Source organism: Aquiflexum sp. (genome assembly GCF_041749095.1).
Taxonomy (GTDB): Bacteria; Bacteroidota; Bacteroidia; order Cytophagales; family Cyclobacteriaceae; genus Aquiflexum.
Map to the genome: position 1 here is coordinate 42,928 of NZ_JBGTCA010000588.1, position 15,607 is coordinate 58,534.

The window sequence follows — 15,607 nt, forward strand, 5'->3', positions numbered from 1 at the left end:
TAAACTATGCATTCAACCTACAAGTCAACAATTTATATCGCCGGATTATTTTTCTTCATCTCATTTTGCTCCTCGTGTACAAGTTCCGATACTGAACAGGAATATCAACGTCCCAACATTTTGTTTTGTATAGCTGATGATGCATCATTTCCCCATATGAGTGCATACGGGACCACATGGGTCAATACGCCTGCCTTTGACAGGGTGGCCAGAGAAGGTATTTTGTTTATGAATGCCTATACTCCCAATGCCAAATGTGCCCCTTCCAGAGCAACTATTCTTACAGGAAGGAACTCATGGCAACTGGAAGAAGCAGGTAACCACTGGGCTCATTTTCCCGCAAAATTCAAAACCTTTATGGAAGCACTGGGTGAGCATGGTTATTTTACCGGCCATACCGTGAAAGGATGGGCTCCAGGAAATTCAGGTGAAATAAACGGTGAGAATAGACTGCTAACAGGCAAAGCATACAATGAAAGAACACTGGAACCTCCGACCAAACACATATCCAAAGTAGATTATGCTGCTAATTTTGAGGATTTTTTAAATGAAAAACCGGAAGGTGAACCCTTTTGTTTTTGGTATGGCTCTGTAGAACCTCACAGGGCTTATGAGTATGGTTCTTCCCTGCGATATGGAAAATCTACAGATGAAATCGAACAGGTACCTGCTTTTTGGCCTGACAATGACGCTGTCCGGACAGATATGTTGGATTATGCCTTAGAACTCGAATATTTTGATCAGCATATCGAAAAGATGCTTCAACTCCTGGAGGAAAAAGGGGAATTGGAAAACACCATTATTATAATCACTTCCGATAATGGTATGCCTTTTCCCAGGGTGAAAGGGCAGGCTTACGAGATGTCCAACCATCTCCCTCTGGCCATCATGTGGAAAAATGGTATAAAAAACGCATCGCGAAAAGTCAATGATTTTATCAGCTTCATTGATTTGGCACCAACTTTTCTGGAGTTGGCGGGAATACCTTTTGAAGAGTCTGGAATGGAGGCTGTTGAGGGCAGAAGCCTTACTGATATTTTATTTTCAGATAAGGAAGGATTTATCAATGCTGAAAGAGACCACGTCCTTATTGGTAAAGAAAGGCATGATGTGGGGAGGCCCAATGATGTTGGTTATCCCATCAGGGGTATAGTAAAAGGAAATTTTCTTTATGTGAGGAATTACGAAAATTCCAGGTGGCCTGCCGGAAATCCTGAGACAGGTTATCTCAATACAGACGGCGGAGCTACTAAAACCAGTATTTTGGATATGCGCCGTAGCGGAGAAAATGAGGAGTACTGGAAACTGAATTTTGGGAAAAGAATGGATGAAGAGCTTTATGATATCAGCAAAGACAGTGATTGTATGCATAATCTGACATTGAAACCGGAATATGCCCATATAGCCAATAGTCTGAGGGAACAAATGGAAAATGAGTTGAAACAACAGGGCGATCCCAGAATGTTTGGCAAGGGGTACGTTTTTGATCAATATGAGTATGCCAATCCTGCCGATTTGAATTTTTATGAAAGGTTCATGAAAAACGAGGAGACGAAAGCAGGTTGGGTGAATAAATCTGATTTTGAAACAGATGATTTCGATTAAATCTTAGCAGGTTGTATTTTTCTGATAGTAAGGGAAAGGTTTACCAATTGCCTTACAAAATGAAAAGGGATTAGGTGAAATTTTAAAAAAAATAAATCAGATAGGTTTAATTGTTGGAAATGCGGCGGATTTTAATATTTCGAAATTTCATGTCAAAGGGTCCTTTTCCATCCACACCATGAACCTGCAAACCGATAAATCCTTTAGGATGGGTTTTATAAACCGCTTCATTGGTATGGTCCTCTATCTGATGTTCGTTCACCCAGGTTTGAATACGGGGGCCTTCGGCAAGGATCCGGAGTTCATTCCATCCGTGATTACGGTAGTGTGGATGACCGTCTTTCATCAACTTTTCAGAAGACATCCATCCTGTCCCCAATGCTTCTCCATATAAAACGCCGGTGGTAGGGGAATATCCTTCAGGCGTCAGCAATCCCTGACCGTGATTTTGCCTTATTTCAACCTGTGGGCCATACACCCTGCCTGCACTTTCATTGTAGTGATCACCATGTTTGAGTGGCTTGGCGGAGGACCTGATCTGAATTCCCGAATTGGTAATGCTATCAATCATGATTTCCAGTTTCAGTTCAAAGTCCCCGAATTCTTCTTTTGTGCAGAGAAACGAATTATTACTTCCTTCGACAGTCCGGCCCACTATGGCACCATCTTCTACAATAAATTGATGGAAGCCATTCAAGTGGACCCACCCGTCCAGGGATTTCCCGTCAAAAAGTGACATCCAAGTGCTGGAGGGAGATGCAGGCTGATTTTCTTTAGGTTCCGGCAAGGCAAAGGCAATGACGGAATCGCCGGACTTGGTGGCATTTTTCCCTCCGCCCCCTGCAGTGACCACAAGGTATTGCCTGCCATTGATCATGAAAGTGCTTGGTATGGAATAACCTCCTGCAGGCAATTGGTATTCCCATAATTCTTTGCCAGAATAGGATTCAAAAGCCCTGATCTTTTCATCCGGAGTTGCAGCTATGAAAACCACCCCTCCTGCAGTAGTCACGGGCCCACCAAAATTGGCGGAACCGGTATTGCGGATTCCCTTGGCTGCCAATTCCGGATATTCTCCCAAAGGCACTTGCCAAAGTATTTCCCCTTTATTCAGGTCCATAGCACTAAGGGTACCCCACGGAGGGGAAATGGCAGGGGCACCATATTGATCTTTGAGGTATTTGTATCCGTCAATAACAAACCTTGTTTTTCCGGAATTCCCCGTTTTATTGTCTTTTTGACTGATCAGTTTTTCCTGTAAGGCCGGGTTACTTTTAAGAAAAGTTACCAAAGCTTTGGCCTCCTTTTCAGAAAGGTGATTGAAGGCCGGCATCAGGTTACTCCCCTGACTGATGGTTCGATAAATTTCCTTATCATTTAAAGACAGGCCTTGTAGAGAAGGGTGAACCGGTGGGTTACCCTTCAAATCAGCGCCATGACAGACAGTGCAATGACTTCGGTATAAAGCCGCACCCATTTCTGCGGGCTCAGAGTAAGTGTCTTCCATGTTGTCACTGACTTCCAATAGTCTGTTGATACTGGGCAGTTCATTGGCATTCACGTACAAAATATTCAGAAATGGGTCAAAAGCTCCACCTCCCCATTCTACCCCTCCAAGATGTCCCGGCAGCGAGATTGTCCCCTTTACTGAAGGAGGTGAATAAATTCCCCCCAGATCATATTTACTAAACTGCTCCAGCGCATAGGCATGGGATTCGGGTGTCACTTTACTGATATCTGCCTTTGTTAGAGTTTGCCGAACCAGTGGAGGTGGTTTTATAGGAAAAGGTTGTGTAGCCCAGGTTTCTTCGCCCGGAACTTCAGAGAATGGAATGGGGCGTTCTTCTACGGGAAACAAAGGCTCTCCCGTATCCCGGTCCAAAACAAACGTCAAGCCCATTTTTGTCATTTGTACGACAGCATCCTTTTGCCCATCTGGCATGTTAAGAGTGACAAGTATAGGGGCAGGAGGATTGTCATAATCATAAATATCATGTCGGACGGTCTGGTAATGCCATTTACGTTCCCCCGTGGCAGCATCCAGAGCAATGACACAATTGCCAAACAGGTTGATGCCTTTTCTGAACCCACCATAAAAATCGTTGGCAGGAGAACCCGTAGCAAAAAATACCCAACCTCTTTTTTCATCCAATGAAAATCCCCCCCAGGGGTTTGCTCCACCGTACATTTCCCCTTCGACCCACTCCCAGGTGTCGTGTCCAAACTGGCCTTCTTGTGGAATGGTATGGAAAACCCACTCCAATTCCCCGGTGACAGCATTATAAGCCCGGACATGTCCCGGCGTGGAGTGGTAATCTTCAGGAACTTTTGAACCGATAATCAAAAGGTTTTTATATATGATACCCGGTGTGGTCACCTCTATATAAGCTTTGTCCTCATCCATTCCCAGATTTTGTGTCAGTTGAATATGGCCTTTCCCACCGAAAGAGGAAATAGATTCACCTGTTTTTGCATCAATGGCATAAACCCGGTCTCTAACAAAGAGGAATATGCGCTGTCCTTCCTCTCCTTCCCAATAGGTAACACCCCGGTTCCTGCCTCTAAGTACTTTTTGATCCTTATTGTATTTGGAAGATTCAAAAACCCAGATTTCCTCACCGGTCACCGCATCTAAGGCTACTGCATTTAGCGCCGGTGTAGAAAAGTACATTCTCCCGTCAATCACAATGGGATTGCTGTACATATTTGAATTTTCGTCGGCATCTCCGGTACGGTATTCCCAGACCGGTTCTAAGGTATGTACATTAGCAGCATGGATCTGGCCCATTTCTGCATATTGATTGGCCTTTTTATCTCCTCTGTAAATTCCCCATTCCAAATAATTGTCCAGTCGATCATGGGTCTGATTTTCTGATGGGAGCTTTTCTTTTGGATCCTGACTAAAATTGCAAGCCTTTAAAATCAATAGTAAGAGGAAGATGGTATAATATGAATGTTTAAATGGCCGGAATTTGAAGGTCATATATGGATAGTTATTTGTTTTTCTAACTGGAAAGATCTGGAAAAATGGATATCCGCTTCTTTGCCAGTAACCCAATATTCTACTACAGACGGAAGACCGAAGTCGGAAGACCGATGTACCGTACATTTCAATCTCCTAGCAAGAATTATATTGAATTGACATTTTACTGGCATCATTGAGTACATACATATCCTGTGATCAATCAATCGCTTTATAAAGAAGCTGCTTCCCCATTACAAGTCTATTAATAATTTGGCTTTATCACTGTCCATAAATGGGATTTGGAGTTGCCAGGTTTTTCCCTTTGAATTCACTTTAATCCTGATATCTTTTTCACTTTCCGAGATGATGGCTGCTTTCACCATGGGAGTTTCCTTTTCGGATGGCATAAGTATCCACACAAAGGTAGCGGTTGCCTCAATTTCGGTAGAATAAATACCGGTGGTGTTAGGCCCGAATATATTGTATTCAGGACTGTACCAGCCCTGGATTTCGGGGTCTTCCTGACCTTTTACAAAGCTAATGTCAAAATTATGTCCACCCACCGGAATCACAGCAAGGTTGCCTTTTTCATTGTTGGTTTTGACCATTTGTTTCGATTGTTCCACTACTGATTCGGGATGCCAATGCCATAGAGTTTCAATATTTCTGGGCCTGTCTGTATCGACTTTATCCACGACCACCCAAAATTCACCCCTTACATAAAAAAGAGTCCTAACATGCCGGGCCGTTCCTTCCAGGTCAATAAAATCATCAAAGAAATGGGAGGCGTAATCATAATCTTCTGCAATTTTGAAGTGCTCTTCTCCAATGGGTTCACTGGCATGTGTGGGACCTGCGGACTGACCTTTTCCATCAATCAGGATCAGGTTATGGCTTTGCGTTCCTTTGGCATAAGGCCGGAATTTTTCTGCTATCTCACCGGTATAGGCAAACCGGCCGGCATCCACCAATAAATCCCTGCCATAGGCAGCGACGGAAAGATGCAGCTTATCATTGTGTTGGTGCCCACTGCCCCAAGGTCCCACATCGAAAAAAGACCAATGCGCATCGGCATCAAAACCACTTCTCGATACCAGATGACCTGCCCAGGGAAAGAAATAGGATGGGCCATCCATCGGCCTGATGCCGGTCTGCCCATTAGTGGCAATAAACGCCCAATCGGCATGGTCAAATTGCGCTGCTCCTTTTAAGATGAGATCGCGGTCACTGCCCCTATCGCCGTCATTATTCAATATACGGTGGCCATCCGGCCTGACAGCATGGGCAATGTAGGCATACATGTTTTCTATGGTTTGGTTAAAAAAATCCGGTAAAGGCTTATTGGCCTTTTCACAAATGGATTTAAACAGTTTAAAATTTGCCAAGGACACATTATGGTAATGAGAAGTCAATTCGGTTTGCACCCCGTCGGGATAAACCTGGTCCTCCATGCTGGCAGTCATGGCACCAATGGAATAGTCCAACCAACTGTCAGACTCCCTGAATTCAGGAAAGTGCGCAGCAATGGTCGCCAGTGCTGAAATCTCCATGGTCAACCAATTATTGCCCCCATGAAAATTTCTACTGTAATGGGCATGGTCAGGCAAACTGCTCAAGATCAAAAGCCGGGTGGCGGGTTGCAAATAGTCACTGCTAATCAATCCATAAAAAATACGGGTCCAGGCTTTGGCCCTGGCCGCTACTTCCAGTCCCCTCCAAATGGATTCCGAGCCTTTTTGATCAGGATAAGGCATACTTTTGATGATAAAATCCCTTAAGAAAGCATCCAGGTATTCCGCATATTTGGGGTTGCCGGTTTCAAAATAAGTATTGAACACCTCCAACAATTGGCTGTGCCGGTTGGAAAGCCAGGCCCATTCCCGGTCATTGTTTGGACCTTTGTAATACCAGTCCCTATGACCATCATCTCCTACAGGAACCTGCCCCCTTACGTTTTGGATAACAAAGACATTGTTCAAAATTTTATCGGTTGAGGCTATGGTTTTATTGGTTTTGCCGGGTAGTTGTTTTATCAGTTCAGGTGCATTCCCCGAAGTTTTATAAAAATCCAACAATTCTTTGCCGGCACTTATCATATCACCATGCACATAAGCTGCCTTTACCTTTTCCAGACCAGGGCGATCCATATTGATCTGTTCGAATAGATTTTTGATGGTTTCCGGATAGGTTTCATTCAAATCCTCAACTGTGGAAATTTCCTTCCAATTTCTTTGGGCAAAGAGACTGATACTTATGGTTAAGAAAAAACCTGTAAACAGTAAAATTCTGATTCCTTTTAACATTTTCCTTTGTTGATGATTTTCAGACTAATATTGACTTTTAAGTTTAGGAGAGGATTAAAACCTGACAGGTTTTTTACTTTTCCTTGAATGATTTTACCACATGTTAGATACCAAACCTGTCAGGTTTCCTCCCTCACTAATATACCATATTCGGTAATTGCTTAAAACCTGACAGGTTTTTAACTTTTCCGAGAAAGATTTTTCAGATGTTTGACACTAAACCTGTCAGGTTTACCTTTTTCCTCATTTCACCACAAACTTCACCTTGTCCTTAGGGTTGGGATTTTTCATTTCAAGATTGATCCGGTAGATATTGTCACCCCATTTGGTGATGATACCCTTGTCCTCAGGTGCGGTCAATGGGATCTTTTCAACAGATGCCTCCATCTTTTTTTCATCATAGGTCAAGGTAAAATCCCTTTTTTGTCCATCCCCATCCATAAATGGAATGGTCAAGGTTCCCGGCTTAGTTACCACGGCAGGATAGATGGTCATCAGGTGCTGGGTGATGTGATTGGCATCTGTCAGATCATAATCATCGGTTATCGTGACCTGCTTTCCCCGGTCCAGGGTCAGGGTCCTTTTCCAGCTATTGATGCCGGCCTCATCAGGATAGGCCCGGGAAATGTCCAGGGTCATGCCCGGACTGTTTCTTTTGGCCTGATGAGAAACCTGTGTAGCTTTAAATTGGCTACCGGGAAGCTGGGTTTTGCCATTCACCGTAGGTAAGTTATGGTAGTCTGAGCGGTTGTACCAGATGGTGTACCTGTCATCACTGAAGGTTTTACGGGTATAGGTTCCACGCCCTACGTCGATCAATAAAGGATGTCCATTATAATAGACCACATAATTGCCTATGTCATTGTGGTTATGGCTTTCATCGTTGTGCCCACCTTTAGCTGCCAGGAAAAACCCATCACTGCTACCTTCATGGTCCCTGGCTACCAATACCTGGATATCCTTAAGCCACACATCTTTTGGCAGGGGCAATCCTTTTTCGGCGTTTTTAAACTCATCCTGAATAAAAAGCTCAAACAAATTGCGAAAATAATGAAACCGGGGAAGTGTGGTTTGTTCGGGGTCCCGATAATATGCCCCAAATTTCATCATATCCGGATCCCGGATGTCCTTACCATACCGATAAATCATGGCCGCGGACATGGTCGGCTGGGGATCTGCATCAGCAAAGTTGAGAAAATAATCCTCACTGATCTGTGCCCTGTAAATAAATTTACCCATGTTCTTCACCTTTTCATCTTCCAATACATATTGAAAGGCTTCATCAGTAGCCAGGTTGAGCAGGGAAATATTGTCATAAAGGGAAGCCGCCGCAGCCCCCCAATAGCTGGGGCCTTCATCACAACCGCCATCCTGGGGATAAGGATTCAGAAATTCATCCAATACCTCCATGGCCTTATGGACCAAAGCTGTCCTTTTGGCCGGATCATTTTCAAGCAACAAAGCCGCATTGATCCAATTGGAGCATATCCATGGATTCCAGTTGTTGGGTGGCCTGCCATTGGCATTGGCGGACATCCAGCCGTGGTGCTGTTTCATCAGCGGTTCAAAAATCCGGTTTTGTGTCTCATACCTTATTCTTTTCCGGATTTGGGGCGAAACTTCATCAAATCTTTTACCGAAGAAATAGTCTGCCCAGGCCAGGTAGGTTGCAGTCTCCGCTGCAAACAAGTCCACAAATGGTTTGGAAACATCTATTAAACCGGAATGTTCTTTGGTTTTGGGCAGATGGGCAGGCACACCCCAAAAGGATTCCTCACAGATGGACCACACACCATTGATGATGGGATCTATAAACCTGCCCTTATTTTCATAAATTTCAGCCATGATCATGGTACCCAATACCTTCCTTTTCTCAAATGAGACGGCCTGGTATTCATCCCTGTCACCTGTTCTTTCAATAAGTAAGGATTTTGTGGCCGGGATATAGGGCCAATCATAATCGATGTATTCATTGGCGGACTGTAAGTATTTCTCCAGGAGAGACTGTTCAGCTTCCTTCCAGGCTTTCCGGTTTTCCAGTTTGGGGAAGGGTTTCCATTCCGCATAAGGTATCAGCACTGCCGATAATTCATTTTTCGAATATTTCCCGCTTACCAGGTCCTGGGCCTGGGTGTTATGGAAAAAAGATAATAGAAGATATAATAAGGTTATTTGTAAATATTTCATGTTATTCCGGGTTTTTTTTGGTTGAAGGAGAATGGCAATATGAAGTAAGTTAAGAATAATTTTTTATCCGGGCACCTTGTTTTTTGCCTGGATTTTTTTGATAAAGGGAAGGGAGATGCTGATGTATAGGATCAAAAAGGCCTTCCAAAAATTTCTCAAAGATTATAATCAAAAACAACTACCCCTGGGTCTTTATCCACAGTGATCCCAAATATTCTTTTATTGGCTTCATCCACGGTAAAGGCACTGATTGGGGTATCCAGGTTAAATAGTGCGCGGACTTCCCCGTTTAGGTCAAACACAAAGATTTCCGTTTCCCCTCTTCCCAATTCCATTATTTCTTGGTCTGTTTTTCCGGAATACAACCCAAAGAGGAAATCATCCCCCAGAAAAGCATCCATGTAAGCCAGAGGTTGATCCGACTGGACTATGGGAGATTGATTACCGGCTGAACCGGCAACTTTGAATTGAGGGATATGACTTAGCGGGCCATCGATTGAAATGATAACACCACTCATTTTGTCTAAAATTTCCAAATGGTCCCTAAGTATACATGCTTTCAGGAATTTGTTGGTTTTGGGGTTTCCCATTAACTTCCCTTTGTGCAGGGAAGCTATTATTTCGTCCGAGTAATTTCCCGGTATCGTATTTTTCCATTTTCCATAACCTTTTAATCTTGTGCCGTCTATTTTAAATTCCACAAATTTGTCCTCTCCCCTCACCAGATAGGTCATCATTGTGCTATCTGAGCTCCATGTCAGGCCCATGGCCAGGAAAAAATCTTCCTTTTGTTTTATTTGGCGTACGGCTAGCTTTTCTGGTGTTTCCTTCAAGGGATACTGGGAAAAAGTCTTGGCAGTAAGACTATAAGTCCAGAAGTAGTCCGGATCAAGACCACTTTCTATCGCCCATACCGAAGGTGTCTCCCCCGGGCCATATCCAATCACTCCCATGGGATACAGGTATTTCCAACTATCTGTGTCAATAATATGCGAGAGGTATCCATTCTCCGATTTATCAGAAATAACCAACTTATCTTGTTTGAACAATAAGCTTCCCGGCATTATTATTTCTTCAAAAACATGTTTTTTTCCTGGAAGAAGAAAGACTGCAGGGAGACTGGACATGTCAAATCTTTTTTCTGTGGAGCCCTGCCCCTGTTTTGGAGCCTGGCATGCCCAAACCAAGAATAAACATAAACCACCAACCGAACCTAGCCATTTTTTTCCGCAACTAGGGCAGCATTTATTCTTTTTTAAAGAATAAATGCTGCCATTCATGGTTTTAATCCCACTCATGTCCTGTACAGGTAGTGGCTCAATCGATTTTTTTTGAATTCTCCCATGCATTTCCATCTTTGTCTTCACAGAAAATGGTATAATTTCTTGCACAACACACAAACTGACAGCCCCCATCAGCTTCTGCATCAAACGAATTAAACAACCCAATGCTCATGGCCACCACTCCCGCAGCCATAGCGGATTTCTGCAATGTCATTTTCTTTTTCATGATTGATATGTTTTAAATTTATACATGAATTAAACCTATCCATAAAAAACTAAAAATAAAACAGGAATAATTCTGTTTCCCGTGAACGGTATGGATTATCCCGTGAACGGACCGTTTTTTCCCGTGAACTGGAATTTAGAGTAGGTAAAGCGAATTCTTAAGCAATAGAGGGTTAATGGCTTTCAGGTTTTTCGGTGACAACTTCTTTTCGGTTTCATAAAGTATCTTTTGAATTCTCCCCTACATTTTTCCCCTTCAAAAGTACCTTCAAATAAATTGAAATAAGAGATAGGACTATTTTCCCCTGTGGATTTGATTGGTCCGGTGCTTAAGTTGAACAAATTCCCTTTTAAGTTCAGACCATTTGGATTTGGCCACCCTCAGTCGAATATCGTTTAGCATCGTTATTTCTCTTTCCTTACTGTGGATGGATTGTATTAAACCACTATTGGCCAAGCAGCTTCTGTTGATTTTTTTGAAAACGGAAGGCAATTCATTTTCCATCCTTTTTAGGGAAGAGCAGCAGGAATGAATAGACCCATCCAAACAATGTATGGTAACCACATAATCATCTACGGAAATATGAGTGACCAAGTGCATGTCCAGTTTTACTACCTTATGGTTACATTTTAAGAAGTAGAAGTTGCTTTCCATAAAAATAAAGAATAAAAAGGTTCAACTATTTCGTTAAATTAAAAAAAAAAAAAACATATGACTTCAAATTATTTTGCATTATTTTTTGATTAATAATTCAAAATAACATTATATATACCCATAAAATTTTATAATTAAAATCTTTTATTTGATTTTTATATTATAAAAATCCATGATTTTTAAAGTAGGTCTCTGTAAATATTTTCCAATTGCCTACCTAAAAGGGTGTTGTTAAATTTTCTGTTCACGAATTCCCTGCCTCTTTCCCCCATTTCCCTACGTGCCTTTGGGTTTTCAATAAGCAGCTCCATTTTTTTTACAAGTTCATCGATGTCCTTCTCTGGCACCAAATATCCTGTAATACCATCCATCACCCCCTCAGGGATTCCATTGTGCAAGGTAGCCAACACAGGTAATCGCATGGCCTGTGCCTCCTGCAGCACCAGCCCTTGACCTTCCGAATTGCCATCGCTGCCCGTTATACTGGGCAGGACAAAAATATCGGACTTCCTATAAAAATCAATGATGGCATCCTTCTTTTTGGCCCCGTGAAAAATTACCCTTTCTTCCAATACGAGTAATGCTACCTGTTCCTTCAAAGGCTCCATCAATTCCCCGTCCCCCACGATGTCATAATGGATATTAGGGTATTGTTCCACAAGAAGGTGAAATGCCGAAATGGAATAATACAACCCTTTTTTCTCCACTAACCTGGCAACGCTCAATAGGCGTATGCAATCGCTGTCTGTTTTCCTACTGGAGAGAATAAATTCATCGGTGTTCACAACTATGGGCAATACCTCCAACTTGTCCCGGTCAAACCCCACGGAAGCTGCTTTTTCCCTGATATAATTTGAAATGACGATAAATTTATCGCAACTGTTAAAGAGGTTCTGGTAATAGTTTTTTCCCATGGTATGATGGGTGATATCATATCCGTAAAATGTGGTGAGCATTTTCCCTTCCAAAAGCCCCAGCGAGGCCACAAATACCGCCCTTAACCCGGTAGGGCCAAAATGACAATGGATAATATCATATTTCCTTTTTGGTATAAATGGATAAATCAGGGAAATCAAATAAAACCGACGGAGCATATCCTGGTTGCGATAGAAGTCCTGCGCCTTGAGTAATTTAACCACAGTACGTAGTGTCGGTTTTACGTATACCAACCCCGTGAATTTTATCCATGCCCAAATTTTGTTTTGGGGCACTATAGGGGGATAATTGGTGCGACGGAGTAAGCGCAATTGGTGAATATCCCGGTGCATGTCTTTTTCCCCGGACCTTCCAACCGGGAAAACATCCACTTCGTGTCCTGCATTCAGCAGGAAGCTCAATTGATTGACCACAAAGGTTTCCGATAATTTTGGGAACCGCTCCACAAAGAAGGCAATTTTTAATTTTTTTTGACTATTGTTCATTATCAACTTATGTTTTTATAACCAATTAATGTCCGAATATCTCCCGCAGATATCGCAGATCTTTGCAGAGTACATCCGCAGTAACCAGCGTACGCTACGGAAAAACTATAGTCAAACTATTTCTGATGAGACATTATTTGGTTTTTTAGGGGTTGGAAGGAATGCCGGGAACTTAAGTGGTACCTGTCATTTTTTGAAAGTTGTTCGTGAGTGCCTTTTGCGATGCACATAAAATCCCCCTCCAATTGATAGATATGATAATCGTGGGAGAGAAATGAAATGGTGGATTTTAGTTCTTCCTTATTCAGGTGTTTTATCTCTATGAGAAGGAGAGAGGGTTTAAACCTGCTTAAATCCAATTGCCGAAGTATTTTCCAGTCGTACCCTTCGCAATCGATGCGCAGTAGGTCAATTTGTTGGATGTGGTGCTTTTGAAACAAGGCTTCCAAGGTAATCCCCTGTATTTTTTTGGAAACGATAAACGGTTCCAGGATGCCATTCAGGTGTTTCCTGATATGGTTTTTGTCAAAGGAGCCCAATTGGTCATACCATTCAGGAATATTGCCCAGGATATATTTTGCCTTTTTGTCCACCCAGTAAAAGTCCTGGACACTACCCTCGTTAATCGCCGAGTTTTCAAACCTAAATCTTGATGTTTCCGGGTAATGGGCCTTTAGTTTTTCAAATAGATAAGGGACTGGCTCCACAAAAAGGACATCCCATTTCGGGTTTTTTGAAATGGCCTGATGCAGGGGATCCTTGGTTTTGCCGTCATTGGCTCCAATTTGTACCACCATCCAGGGTTTTTTAGCCCCACATTTTTGGATCCAGTAGGCTACCTGGGTTTTTATCCCGGATGATGACCTCAGCTTTCCGAGGATATTTGGCAATTTGTTCAAAAAAGAGACCATTCCTTAACTTTTTTGGTTAACTCTTCCTTCCCGAGGGATTTAATATTTAGGATATCGCTCCATTTTCCCTGATCCTCCCGAACACTATGAAAGCCACTATTAATGCCTCGGGGGTGGGACAGATGGAATAGTGGCCCGTCTATTTATACCCCATGCCTTTCCACCTATGAAGCCTTTCACCATCTTCCCTTCCCCATCCGTAAAAATCGGGATTTTCAAGCCCTATGTCCATATAGTCCTGCCGATTGGCCATAAATGCCCCTCCTATTGGCTCGGGACCATATAATGGGGTCATTTTCCCTCTTTGAGATAACAGCATGTCAATATTCCTTTCTTTCACATAAATCTCCCTTAAAATGAAGCCGGTATCCAAAAACTCATTGGCATAGGAGAAGACGAAACTGGATCGGCCTTCCTGTAGGTGTTGAATGCCTTCCTTAATTTGCTCAGGGGGGATGATGACGTCACAGTCCCATACGGCTACATAAGGAGTAGAGGATAAGGTTACCAATTTGTTGATGTATTTCGTCCGGTGAAAGATATCGTCCCTGTCCTCTGTGAATCTGTAAACTGCTTTCGTACCGATTAGGGAAGGCAAAATTCCTGTAGAATAACTATTCGATTCATATATCAAGATGGGGGAGTGGAAATGACTCCTCAAAAAATCGACCACAACCAGAAGGTTTTCCAACCGGAGTATAGAGTCCAACCTAATGGGAATAAGAAAACTGACGTCTTTCATAATGGGATCATTTTTGAATGATGGTTTTTTCTTTGGATAGATGGAGAATAGAAAAGTTAATCCCTGTTATGCCATACAGCAAGCCCAGTTCATGGTCAAGGTTGTTAGAAAGGTATTCCCAATATTCGGACCTTTCCAAATGTATAAAAGCTTCCCAAATGTTGTCCTTCTGGTCAAAAATCCCATCAAAATCCCCAAAGTCCGACTTCATTTGATGATCTAATAATATCAATCCCGCCAGTCCGTTTTCCACATACAGGCTTTTGTTGTTAAGCCCAAATCCGGATAAGGGAGCATCAATTAATCTTTTTTGAAGGAGTCCGGTATGAGGCTTCCAATCGGGTACGGCTAGTCGGTTAATTGCCCAATACATATTCAGGCAGTTCCCAAGGTTTTGGGGGAGGGTGGAAAGGACCAATGGTGTTATGTCCTTTAACATCCTATGGGTTTTTTCAGGAAGTAGGCGACTGTCTTGGATTACGGCCAGTATAGATAAGTAATTGGGCAGGTCCCAAAAAAGGTTAAATTGTTTAGGTTCGGAAAAATTGGCTTTTTGAGCTTCTACTAAGAAGTGGAGGCGGTTTAGAAGCAGGATAGCCAAAGAAGTGAATATTTCCCGGTAACCCTTGGTAGGGGGCTGACCAAGAAGGGGAGTCAACCTATCCAACACGTAAAGGAAATATCCAAGTAACCCTCGTTTTAGCCCGAATTCAAGTTCTTCGGATTTTTCGCTGATTACCTTAAAAAGTATGTTGTCAATCTGTTCCAACAATTCATTGGCTTCTCCCTCCACAGCGCCTTTTTTAATGAGTTGGTGAATACCCCAGGCTATTCCAGCCAGTCCATTGTCAAAATAAGTGGGAACCGGGTTTTGGTGGACGAAGGTATACACCTCCTGAAGAATATTTTCTGCTGACTGTCCATATTTGGGGTTTTTATTGTTTTGAAAGGCTTCAAAAAAGTAAAGGCAAGCCCCCATTTTCCCCTTAAAAAGTCACGGGGTATCCAGTTTTTGATAATGGGCAAACAAGAGTTCATCCAGTTTATGCTGTATTTCCGCTGCCTTATTCATCCTTAAGTTTAACGGGGTGGTAGAGTTTGTTTTTCAAAGTACCCAGCTCCTCAAACACAGGTCTCCAGCGCATGGTCCCGTCAGAGAGTATACCCTTGGGGTTGGGCGTGTTTTCCAGATAGAACCTGTTTTCAAAACCATCCGGCACGAATTCCCCCTTACCTCCGAAGTCGCTGATTGAAAGCCCGCTTTCGTAGAGCAGGGTGGGGATCAGCACCTCGTGGTGGCCGCACCACTT

At 42.8% G+C, this 15,607-nt stretch carries 12 protein-coding genes; 1 reads left to right on the forward strand and 11 read right to left on the reverse strand.

The genetic code is table 11. The annotated features are described in order from the left end of the window. The first annotated feature begins 6 nt into the window (after window positions 1-6). On the forward strand, window positions 7-1,605 hold the full coding sequence (locus tag ACEW8O_RS26365) for a sulfatase (protein WP_373497619.1): 1,599 nt from the start codon (window positions 7-9) through the stop codon (window positions 1,603-1,605). A gap of 106 nt (window positions 1,606-1,711) precedes the next feature. Here the strand turns inward: ACEW8O_RS26365 and ACEW8O_RS26370 are convergent, their stop codons facing one another. The 11 genes from ACEW8O_RS26370 to ACEW8O_RS26420 all read right to left on the reverse strand — a co-directional run. Continuing rightward, the gene (locus ACEW8O_RS26370; RefSeq protein ID WP_373497620.1) at window positions 1,712-4,588 is read right to left on the reverse strand and encodes a family 16 glycoside hydrolase; all 2,877 of its coding nucleotides are present in this window, start codon (window positions 4,586-4,588) and stop codon (window positions 1,712-1,714) included. Between the two features lie 233 nt (window positions 4,589-4,821). Continuing rightward, window positions 4,822-6,873, reverse strand: a complete 2,052-nt coding sequence (locus ACEW8O_RS26375; protein ID WP_373497621.1) for an alginate lyase family protein — start codon at window positions 6,871-6,873, stop codon at window positions 4,822-4,824. A gap of 243 nt (window positions 6,874-7,116) precedes the next feature. Next, complete coding sequence (locus ACEW8O_RS26380) at window positions 7,117-9,060, reverse strand: heparinase II/III family protein (RefSeq protein WP_373497622.1); 1,944 nt, start codon at window positions 9,058-9,060, stop codon at window positions 7,117-7,119. A gap of 155 nt (window positions 9,061-9,215) precedes the next feature. Then, a complete protein-coding gene (locus ACEW8O_RS26385; RefSeq protein ID WP_373497623.1) occupies window positions 9,216-10,187 on the reverse strand; it encodes a BF3164 family lipoprotein in 972 nt (323 codons plus the stop codon). A gap of 190 nt (window positions 10,188-10,377) precedes the next feature. After that, window positions 10,378-10,569, reverse strand: coding sequence for a hypothetical protein (locus ACEW8O_RS26390; protein WP_373497624.1), 192 nt, complete (start codon window positions 10,567-10,569; stop codon window positions 10,378-10,380). A 294-nt stretch (window positions 10,570-10,863) separates the two neighbouring features. Then, on the reverse strand, window positions 10,864-11,223 hold the full coding sequence (locus ACEW8O_RS26395; RefSeq protein WP_373497625.1) for a LytTR family transcriptional regulator DNA-binding domain-containing protein: 360 nt from the start codon (window positions 11,221-11,223) through the stop codon (window positions 10,864-10,866). Window positions 11,224-11,402: 179 nt separating this feature from the next. Next, window positions 11,403-12,644, reverse strand: a complete 1,242-nt coding sequence (locus ACEW8O_RS26400; RefSeq protein ID WP_373497626.1) for a glycosyltransferase — start codon at window positions 12,642-12,644, stop codon at window positions 11,403-11,405. A 116-nt stretch (window positions 12,645-12,760) separates the two neighbouring features. After that, on the reverse strand, window positions 12,761-13,555 hold the full coding sequence (locus ACEW8O_RS26405; protein WP_373497627.1) for an FkbM family methyltransferase: 795 nt from the start codon (window positions 13,553-13,555) through the stop codon (window positions 12,761-12,763). A gap of 139 nt (window positions 13,556-13,694) precedes the next feature. Continuing rightward, the gene (locus tag ACEW8O_RS26410) at window positions 13,695-14,297 is read right to left on the reverse strand and encodes a galactosyltransferase-related protein (RefSeq protein ID WP_373497628.1); all 603 of its coding nucleotides are present in this window, start codon (window positions 14,295-14,297) and stop codon (window positions 13,695-13,697) included. A gap of 7 nt (window positions 14,298-14,304) precedes the next feature. Beyond that, complete coding sequence (locus ACEW8O_RS26415) at window positions 14,305-15,276, reverse strand: lanthionine synthetase LanC family protein (RefSeq protein ID WP_373497629.1); 972 nt, start codon at window positions 15,274-15,276, stop codon at window positions 14,305-14,307. An 85-nt stretch (window positions 15,277-15,361) separates the two neighbouring features. Further along, window positions 15,362-15,607: hypothetical protein (locus tag ACEW8O_RS26420; RefSeq protein WP_373497630.1), on the reverse strand; the 246-nt coding region annotated here is incomplete at its 5' end.